General features: G+C 70.7%; 10 protein-coding genes and 1 riboswitch. All 10 genes read right to left on the minus strand.

Annotation, left to right across the window (positions count from 1 at the left end; genetic code table 11):
- Nucleotides 1–215 precede the first annotated feature (215 nt).
- Nucleotides 216–1,301 (minus strand): hemolysin family protein, encoded by a 1,086-nt coding sequence (locus AOK08_RS35550; RefSeq protein ID WP_055533690.1) that lies wholly within the window; start codon nt 1,299–1,301, stop codon nt 216–218.
- Complete coding sequence (locus AOK08_RS35555; RefSeq protein ID WP_055533692.1) at nt 1,298–2,653, minus strand: hemolysin family protein; 1,356 nt, start codon at nt 2,651–2,653, stop codon at nt 1,298–1,300. Before AOK08_RS35555 ends, AOK08_RS35550 begins: the two co-directional genes overlap by 4 nt.
- Nucleotides 2,654–2,853: 200 nt before the next feature.
- Entirely contained in the window at nt 2,854–3,336 is a 483-nt protein-coding gene (locus AOK08_RS35560) for a PH domain-containing protein (protein WP_055533703.1), read from the minus strand.
- A gap of 58 nt (nt 3,337–3,394) precedes the next feature.
- Nucleotides 3,395–4,243, minus strand: coding sequence for an ATP phosphoribosyltransferase (gene hisG / locus AOK08_RS35565; protein ID WP_055533694.1), 849 nt, complete (start codon nt 4,241–4,243; stop codon nt 3,395–3,397).
- A 46-nt stretch (nt 4,244–4,289) separates the two neighbouring features.
- Entirely contained in the window at nt 4,290–4,562 is a 273-nt protein-coding gene (locus AOK08_RS35570) for a phosphoribosyl-ATP diphosphatase (RefSeq protein ID WP_055533705.1), read from the minus strand.
- 34 nt (nt 4,563–4,596) lie between these two features.
- Nucleotides 4,597–5,082 carry a 6,7-dimethyl-8-ribityllumazine synthase gene (ribH, locus tag AOK08_RS35575; protein WP_006378308.1) on the minus strand — a complete coding sequence of 162 codons (486 nt, stop codon included), beginning with the start codon at nt 5,080–5,082 and terminating at the stop codon, nt 4,597–4,599.
- A gap of 90 nt (nt 5,083–5,172) precedes the next feature.
- A complete protein-coding gene (locus tag AOK08_RS35580) occupies nt 5,173–6,462 on the minus strand; it encodes a bifunctional 3,4-dihydroxy-2-butanone-4-phosphate synthase/GTP cyclohydrolase II (protein ID WP_055533696.1) in 1,290 nt (429 codons plus the stop codon).
- Entirely contained in the window at nt 6,459–7,100 is a 642-nt protein-coding gene (locus AOK08_RS35585) for a nicotinamide mononucleotide transporter family protein (RefSeq protein WP_055533698.1), read from the minus strand. The genes AOK08_RS35580 and AOK08_RS35585 overlap by 4 nt, the downstream gene beginning before the upstream one ends.
- Nucleotides 7,097–7,699: a riboflavin synthase gene (locus AOK08_RS35590; protein WP_055533700.1), complete on the minus strand. Its 603-nt coding sequence runs from the start codon at nt 7,697–7,699 to the stop codon at nt 7,097–7,099. The genes AOK08_RS35585 and AOK08_RS35590 overlap by 4 nt, the downstream gene beginning before the upstream one ends.
- A gap of 147 nt (nt 7,700–7,846) precedes the next feature.
- Nucleotides 7,847–7,982, minus strand: a riboswitch (FMN riboswitch).
- A 152-nt stretch (nt 7,983–8,134) separates the two neighbouring features.
- Nucleotides 8,135–8,757 (minus strand): ROK family protein (locus tag AOK08_RS35595; protein WP_157876931.1); only part of this gene is annotated, 623 nt, incomplete at its 5' end.

The raw sequence follows: 8,757 nt of genomic DNA on the forward strand, positions 1-8,757 counted from the left end.
GACTGCCCGCAGCTGGGCGGGTTGGATGGGCGCGCAGCGCCCTTCAGGGGCGCGAGGAACTGCGCGACAAACCCCCGCCGGGCCGCAGCCGAGCAACTCGGGACAGGACCCCTTCCTAGGGGCGCGGGGAACTGCGCGACAAGCCCCCACCCACCCGCAGCCAAGCGACCGCGGGCAAGGTGGGTCCTCCGGGGCGCAGGCCCCGTGTGGAGGGGTCAGCCGGCCACCGACTCCCGTTGGGGCTCCCCCCTCGGATCCGTCACCCTCGGCACCGGAGGTGGCTGACGGTGCGCCGGGTCGCGTACCTCCCCCACCAGGAGTTCCAGTACGTCCTCCATGGCCACCAGGCCGATCACCCGGCCCGAGCCGTCCGCCACCTGGGCGAGGTGGGTCGCCGCCCGCCGCATCACCGTCAGCGCGTCGTCCAGCGGCAGTTCGGACCGCAGCGTCGTCATGGAGCGCCAGATGTGCTGCGGCACCGCCCGCTGCGACTCCTCCAGGTCCAGTACGTCCTTCACGTGCAGATAGCCCATGAAGGCGCCGTTGTCCGCCACCACCGGGAAGCGGGAATAGCCGGTGCGGGCGGTGAGGGCGACCACCTGGCCCGGGGTGACCGACGGGCCCACCGTCACCAGGGACTCGCGGTCGAGGAGGACGTCGGTGACCGGGCGGGAGCCCAGTTCCAGCGCGTCCTCCAGGCGTTCCTGCTCACCGGGGTCGAGCAGCCCGGCCTGGCCGGCGTCCTCCACCAGCCGGTTGAGCTGTTCGCTGGTGAAGACCGCCTCGACCTCGTCCTTGGGCTCGACACGGAAGAGCTTCAGGACGAGTCGCGCACAGGCGCCGAGGCCCACCGTGACCGGCCCGCACAGGCGTGCGAACGCGACGAGGCCCGGGCTCAGCCACAGCGCGGTCTTCTCGGGCGCCGCCATCGCCATGTTCTTCGGGAGCATCTCCCCGATGACCAGGTGGAGGAAGACGACGACCGCGAGCGCGATGACGTAACCCAGCGGGTGGATCATGCCCTCAGGGAGGTGGACCGCCTTGAAGACCGGCTCCAGCAGGTGGGCCACGGTCGGTTCGGCCACCGCGCCCAGGGTCAGCGAGCAGACGGTGATCCCGAACTGGGCGGCGGCCATCATCTGCGGCAGCCGTTCCAGGCCGTACAGCACCTGGCGGGCCCGCGCCGTGCCGAGCGGTTCGATCTGGCTGCGGCGGACGGACACGAGGGCGAACTCGGCGCCCACGAAGAAGCCGTTGGCGAGCACGAGGAGCAGGGCGAAGAGGAGTTGCAGCACGCTCATCGGGCCGCCTCCACCCGGAGGTCCGGCGTCGTCTTCGAGCTGCCCTCTGCCCTGGTCAGACGTACCCGCTCGGCGCGGTAGTGACCGACCTGGCGGACCGACAGGCGCCAGCCCGGCAGTTCGGCCCGGTCGCCGGGGACCGGGATCCGGCCCAGCAGGTCGGCGACGAGGCCGGCGACCGTCTCGTACGGGCCCTCGGGCACGTCGAGGCCTATGCGCTGGAGGATGTCGACCCGGCAACTGCCGTCGGCGTCCCAGGCGGGGCGGCCGTCCTCGGGCGGGGCGGCGGCGAGTTCGGTGGGTTCGTTGAGCACGTCGTCGTGCTCGTCGTGGACCTCGCCGACGAGTTCCTCGACGATGTCCTCCAGGGTGACCACGCCCGCCGTACCGCCGTACTCGTCGACGACGACGGCGATGGGCTGCTGGCTGCGCAGCAGTTCGAGCAGCGGCTGCACGGGGAGGGTCTCGGGGACCAGCAGCGGTGATTTGGCGATCCGGCCGACCGGTGTGCGCAGCCGGTCGCCCGAGGGCACCGCGAGGGCGTCCTTGAGGTGGGCCATGCCTACGATCTCGTCGATCCGCTCCCGGTAGACCGGGAAGCGGGACAGTCCGGTGGCCCGGGTCAGGTTGACGACGTCCTCGGCGGTGGCCGACGACTGCAGCGCGCTGACCCGCACGCGCGGAGTCATGACGTGCTGCGCGGTCAGCTCGCCCAGCGACAGTGTCCGTACGAAGAGGTCCGCGGTGTCCTGTTCCAGCGTGCCGGCCTGGGCCGAGTGCCGGGCCAGGGAGACCAGCTCGCCGGGGGTGCGGGCCGAGGCCAGTTCCGCCGTGGGCTCCACGCCCAGGGCACGGACCAGGCGGTTGGCCACCGCGTTGAGCCCGGCGATCACCGGGCGGAAGAGTCGGGAGAAGGCGTGCTGCGGGCCGGCCACGAACCGGGCGACCTGGAGCGGCCTGGAGACCGCCCAGTTCTTGGGCACGAGTTCGCCGATCACCATCTGCACGGCCGAGGCCAGCAGCATGCCGACGATCACCGAGACGCTCGGGACGGCCCCTTCGGGCAGGCCGATCGCGGTGAACGGGCCGTGCAGCAGCTCCGCGAGCGCCGGCTCGGCGAGCATGCCGACGACGAGGGAGGTGATGGTGATGCCGAGCTGGGTGCCGGAGAGCTGGAAGGACAGCTCCTTGAGCGACTCGACGACCGTACGGGCGCGTCGGTCGCCGTCGGCGGCGGCCTTCTCCGCGTCCGGCCGCTCGACCGTGACGAGGCCGAACTCGGCGGCCACGAAGAAGCCGTTGGCCAGGATCAGCAGGAATGCCGCCGCAAGGAGCAGCAGGGGGGTGGTCATGATGCCGCCGCCTCGATATGCCGGGAGGGGGCGGCGCAGGTACTACAGGACGATCCGTCCATCGCTGGAGGGAGTCACTCCTCGGGTAGCAGGGGGCCACTGAGGACCGGGGGGACGTCAGTGGCGGAGGCGCGCGAAAACGCCTCCGCCAACAGATTAATCAAGACATGGGCTGTTGTGGCAGGGTGGATGTCCCTGAGTCAGCCCTGATCTTGCTCGGGGTCGCTCGCGGACCGCGCCTCGGTGAGCGCCCGCAGGGCGCGCGCGTCGGCGATGGCGCGCTCTTTGGCGATGCCGGGCTGGATGCCGAGCGCGGGCAGACTCGTACCGTCGCTGAGGTCGAGGAACACCCACGGGTCACCCGGCCGGAGGTTCACCCGGAGGATCTCCGCCCAGTCCAGGCGCCGCTTGCTCACGATGTTGACGACGGTGACCCCGGCCTCGTCGGCGACCACCTTCGGCCGGGACAGCAGCAGGAGCACGGAGGACAGCAGCGCGCCGGTGAAGACGAAGCTGACGCGTTCGCCGGGGTTGAGTGTCTCCAGGATCAGCGCGATCGTCGTGATGACGACGAAGATCGCGGCGCTCGCGGTGACCAGCACGGCCCGGGTGCGGCCCGGCCGGAAAGTGACGGGCAGCGCGGGCAGGGCAGGCGGTACGGGTGCGGTGGGCGGGTCCTGCATCGGGGTACGGTCCCTGTCGCTCACGGTGTCGGTCTCTTCGTCCGTCGCTTCCCGGGTCTCAGAGGCGGCAGGCGTGGATGGCCGTGGTCAGGATGGCCCGTGCGCCGATGTCGTACAGGTCGTCCATGATCCGCTGGGCCTCCTTGGACGGGACCATCGCGCGGACGGCGACCCAGCCCTCGTTGTGCAGCGGCGAAACGGTCGGCGACTCAAGGCCGGGCGTGAGGGCGACGGCCCGCTCCAACTGCTCGACACGGCAGTCGTAGTCCATCATCACGTACGTCCGGGCCACCAGGACGCCCTGGAGGCGGCGCAGGAACTGCTGGACCTTGGGCTCTTCGGTCTCCGCGCCGACCCGGCGGATGACGATCGCCTCGGACTTCATGATGGGCTCGCCGAACACCTCCAGGCCCGCGTTGCGCAGCGAGGTGCCGGTCTCGACGACGTCCGCGATGACCCCGGCGACACCGAGTTCGATCGCGGTCTCGACGGCGCCGTCGAGGTGGACGACGGAGGCGTCGACGCCGTGGTCGGCGAGGTGCTTGGCGACGATCCCCTCGTACGAGGTGGCCACCGTCAGGCCGGCCAGGTCCTCGATGCCCCTCGCGGTGCCGGGCTTGCCGGCGAAGCGGAAGGTGGAGCGGGCGAAGCCGAGCGGGAGGATCTCCTCCGCGTTGGCCCCGGAGTCGATGAGCAGGTCACGGCCGGTGATGCCGATGTCGAGGCGGCCGGAGGAGACGTAGATCGCGATGTCGCGGGGGCGGAGGTAGAAGAACTCGACCTCGTTCTCCGGGTCGACGATCCGCAGTTCCTTGGACTCGCGGCGCTGCTGGTAGCCGGCCTCATGCAGCATCTCCGCCGCAGGGCCTGACAGGGAACCCTTGTTGGGGACGGCGATGCGCAGCATGAGGCGAGCTTCCTTCGTTTCGTACGGAACGGTGTGCGACTGCGGATTAGAGGTGGGCGTACACGTCGTCGAGCGAGATGCCGCGGGCGACCATCATCACCTGGACGTGGTAGAGCAGTTGCGAGATCTCCTCGGCGGCTGCTTCCTTGCCCTCGTACTCGGCGGCCATCCAGACCTCGGCGGCCTCTTCGACGACCTTCTTGCCGATGGCATGGACGCCCTTGCCGACCAGCTCCGCGGTGCGGGAGGTGGCGGGATCGCCCGTGGCGGCCTTGTGCTGGAGCTCGGCGAACAGCTCCTCGAACGTCTTATTGGACATGATGGTGCTCACCTTATGCGCAACCGCGCGGTGCTCACCTCCAGGGTTCAGATACTGAGCGGAGGGTGGCCGCCGTCGCCACGGCAGCCGTCACCGCCTCGTGTCCCTTGTCCTCGTTGGAGCCCTCGATGCCCGCGCGGTCGAGGGCCTGTTCCTCGGTGTCGCAGGTCAGCACGCCCATGCCGATGGGGACGCCGGTGTCGACCGAGACCTGGGTGAGGCCCTGGGTGACGCCCTGGCACACGTACTCGAAGTGGGGGGTGCCGCCCCGGATGACGACACCGAGGGCGACGATCGCGTCGTAGCCCCGCCCGGCCAGGACCTTGGCGACGACCGGGAGTTCCCAGCTCCCGGGGACCCTCAGCAGGGTCGGCTCGTCGATGCCCAGGTCGCGCAGGGCGCGCAGGGCGCCGTCCACCAGCCCGTCCATCACCTTTTCGTGCCACTGGGCCGCGATGACGGCGACGCGCAGGTCACCGCAGTTGCGTACGGACAGTTCGGGTGCACCCTTGCCGCTCACGTTCTCGTCTCTCCTTGGCGATCTCTACTGCGACTGTCGCTACGACTGTCTCTACAGCGATCTCTACTGGGTCTGCTGGGTCTGCTGGGTCTACTGGTTGCCGCAGGGGGACACGGGGGCCGGGTCGAGCCAGGGCAGGTCGTGGCCCATCCGGTCCCGCTTGGTGCGCAGGTAGGTGAGGTTGTGCTCGCCCGCCTGTATCGGCATCAGCTCGCGGCCGGTGACCTTGAGGCCGTGGCGGACCAGCGCCTCGGTCTTGTCGGGGTTGTTGGTCATCAGGCGCACGCTGTGGACGCCGAGGTCCTGGAGTATCCGCGCCCCGGCGCCGTAGTCCCGGGCGTCGGCGGGCAGGCCGAGCTCCAGGTTGGCGTCGAGGGTGTCGCGGCCCTGCTCCTGGAGCTCGTACGCCCGGAGCTTGGACAGCAGTCCGATGCCGCGTCCCTCGTGGCCGCGCAGATAGACGACGACTCCCCGGCCCTCGTCCCGGATGCGTTCCAGGGAGGTCGCGAGCTGGGGGCCGCAGTCGCAGCGCAGGGAGTGGAAGACGTCACCGGTGAGGCATTCGGAGTGGATCCGGACCAGGACGTCCTCGCCGTCACCGATCTCGCCGTGGACCAGGGCGACGTGCTCGACGCCGTCGACGGTGGAGCGGTAGCCGTACGCCGTGAACGTGCCGTAGGCGGTGGGGAGCCGGGTCTCGGCCTCGCGCCGGACGGTGGGTTCGGCGCTCTTGCGGTAGGCGACCAGGTCCTCGATGGAGATGATCGTCAGGCCGTGCTTGCGGGCGAAGGGGATCAGCTCCGGCAGGCGGAGCATCCGGCCGTCCTCGCCGGCGATCTCCACGATGGCGCCGGCCGGGCGCAGCCCCGCGAGGCGGGCGAGGTCCACGGCGGCCTCGGTGTGGCCGTTGCGGACGAGGACGCCGCCGGGCCTGGCGCGCAGCGGGAAGATGTGGCCGGGGCGGACGAAGTCGTCGGCGCCGGCCTTGCCGTCCGCGAGGAGCCGAAGCGTGGTCGCCCGGTCGGAGGCGGAGATACCGGTGCTCACCCCGTGTGCGGCCGAGGCGTCGACGGAGACCGTGAACGCGGTCTTCATCGACTCGGTGTTGTCGTCGACCATCTGCGGCAGCCGGAGCCGGTCGAGCTCGTCGCCCTCCATGGGGGCGCAGATGAGCCCGCGGCACTCGCTCATCATGAACGCGACGATCTCGGGGGTCGCCTTCTCGGCGGCGATGACGAGGTCGCCCTCGTTCTCCCGGTCCTCGTCGTCGACGACCACGACCGGGCGCCCGGCGGCGATGTCGGCGATGGCCTGTTCGATCGGGTCGAGGGACCAGTCCTCGATGTTGTCCGTGCTGTAGAGGATCGGGGCCGTGGTCATGCGGGCGCTCCTTCCAGGACGGGCCGCGTGTCCTTGCGGGAGCGCAGCCACCAGTCGCGCATGCCCCACAGGACGAGCGCGCCGTAGATGACGTAGACGAAGCCGGAGAAGGCGTAGCCGTTGGCGAAGTTGAGGGGGACGCCGACGACGTCGACGAGGAGCCAGGCGAACCAGAACTCGACCATGCCGCGTGCCTGGGCGTACATGGCGACGATGGTGCCGACGAAGATGTAGGCGTCCGGCCAGGGGTCCCAGGACAGGTTCGGGTAGGCCTTGAAGAGCAGGGCCACGGCGACCGTGCCGACGGCGGCGGCGCCGATCATGGCGGCCCGCTCGCGCCAGGTGGCGAACCGCGGGGTGATGTGGCCGTCCGCCGACTCACCCTTGCGGCGGTTCCACTGCCACCAGCCGTAGCCCGCGACGGCCATGACGACGGCCTGCTTGCCCGCGCTGCCGGTGAGGTGGCCGAAGAAGGCGCCGAAGAGGACGAGGCCGGACAGGAACTGCACCGGCCAGCTCAGCAGGGACCGCCGCCAGCCGAGGGCGAGGGCGATCAGGCCGAGGATGTTGCCGATCATGTCCGACCAGAGGATGTGCTGGCCGAGAAGCGTGAACGCCTCGGTGTTCAGCCGGTTCACTTCGCCGTCCCCCGCTCTCCGAGCAGCCGCTCGACGTACTTGGCGATGACGTCGACCTCGAGGTTGACCGGGTCGCCGGGCTGCTTGCGGCCGAGTGTGGTCAGTTCGAGGGTGGTGGGGATGAGGCTGACGGTGAAGTAGTCGGGGCCCGCGTCGACGACGGTGAGGCTGATGCCGTCGACGGTGATGGAGCCCTTCTCGACGACATAGCGGGTGATGTCGGCGGGGAGCGAGATCTTGACGATCTCCCAGTTCTCGGACAGCTTGCGTTCGAGGACCGTGCCCGTGGCGTCGACGTGGCCCTGCACGATGTGGCCGCCGAGGCGGGCGCCCAGGGCCATGGGGCGTTCGAGGTTGACGCGGGAGCCGACGGCGAGGGCGCCCAGGCTGGAGCGGTCGAGGGTTTCCGCCATGACATCGGCGGTGAATTCGTCACCCTCGTGCTCGACGACCGTGAGACACACGCCGTTGACGGCGATGGAGTCGCCGTGGCGGGCACCTTCGGTCACTACGGGGCCACGGAGCCGGAAGCGGGAGGCATCGCCGAGGTTTTCGACGGCCGTGACTTCGCCCAGCTCTTCGACGATTCCGGTGAACACTTCCCGGGTCCTCCCTGCCTCTTCGGGCACGGACTCCGGGGCCTGTCGATGACGACAGCTCTGAGCGGGCATGGACACCGGGAGCGACGCCGGACGGAGCTCGGCCCACGGCCGAGCGGTACGGCGGCGCGCACGAATGCCCGCCCGCCGCGCACTGCCTCCCATCCGGACTTTAACCGTCGGTCCAGGAATTCCACCTGGTCAACCGGCCGCCGAAAACGCTGCGGACGGGTCGCGGACTATAACCGCCGGTTCGGACTTTCACCGACCCCGGAGTGCGCTGCTTCTGTTACAGGCCAGTGTGCCACGCCGGGTCGTACTCCATGCGGGTGAGTTTTGTGGACTGGCTCACAACGATCAACGGGAATACGGGGAACAGGCGGCGGGCGAGCGGTGGGTGAGGGGCGGTCGGAGGTGAACGGCCAAGCCTCTCGCCTACCTGGCAGGCGCGCCGAACAGTTCCTCCTGCGCGCCCTCCCGCGCGGTCAGCAGCGCCCCGCGCAGTACCGCTCCGCCGCCCAGCGCGCTCGCGCGCACCTGGACCGCGAGGGGTGACATACGGGCGAGCCGTTCCTCGACGCGGGCGGCCAGTACGTCACCGCCGGCCCGGCCGACCTCGCCGCCCAGCACCACGCACCCCGGGTCGAGTACGGCGACGACGGACGCGGCGCCGATGGCGACGCGGTCGGCGAGGGCGCCGAGGAAGCGGTCGTGGGCCGGGATCCCGGGAGCCGCCACTGCCGTACGGACCAGAGCCGCCGCGTGCGGCTCATGGGTGTCGGCGTCGGCCACCAGGCCCTGCGCGTCCGCCAGTTGGGCGACGGCCGCCGACCCGGCGAGGGAGTGGAAGCCGCCCGCGCAGTCCGTGGCGGACGGCAACTGCCGGGTACCCGGCACCGGCAGGAAGCCGATCTCGCCGGTTCCGCCCGAGGCCCCCCGGCGCAGGATGCCGTCGAGGACCACGGCCGCGCCGGTGCCGTGGCCGAGCCACAGCAGCACGAAGGTGTCCCGGTCGCGGGCGGCGCCGTCGCGCTGTTCGGCGAGGGCGGCGAGGTTGG

It is taken from the genome of Streptomyces graminilatus, from assembly GCF_001418565.1.
GTDB classification, from domain to species: Bacteria; Actinomycetota; Actinomycetes; order Streptomycetales; family Streptomycetaceae; genus Streptomyces; species Streptomyces graminilatus.

Excerpts from the sequence above, each read along its gene's own strand:
- AOK08_RS35550 (WP_055533690.1), bottom strand. The coding sequence starts at position 1,301 with ATGAGCGTGCTGCAACTCCTCTTCGCCCTGCTCCTCGTGCTCGCCAAC.
- AOK08_RS35555 (WP_055533692.1), bottom strand. The coding sequence starts at position 2,653 with ATGACCACCCCCCTGCTGCTCCTTGCGGCGGCATTCCTGCTGATCCTG.
- AOK08_RS35560 (WP_055533703.1), bottom strand. The coding sequence starts at position 3,336 with ATGCAGGACCCGCCCACCGCACCCGTACCGCCTGCCCTGCCCGCGCTG.
- hisG (WP_055533694.1), bottom strand. The coding sequence starts at position 4,243 with ATGCTGCGCATCGCCGTCCCCAACAAGGGTTCCCTGTCAGGCCCTGCG.
- AOK08_RS35570 (WP_055533705.1), bottom strand. The coding sequence starts at position 4,562 with ATGTCCAATAAGACGTTCGAGGAGCTGTTCGCCGAGCTCCAGCACAAG.
- AOK08_RS35580 (WP_055533696.1), bottom strand. The coding sequence starts at position 6,462 with ATGACCACGGCCCCGATCCTCTACAGCACGGACAACATCGAGGACTGG.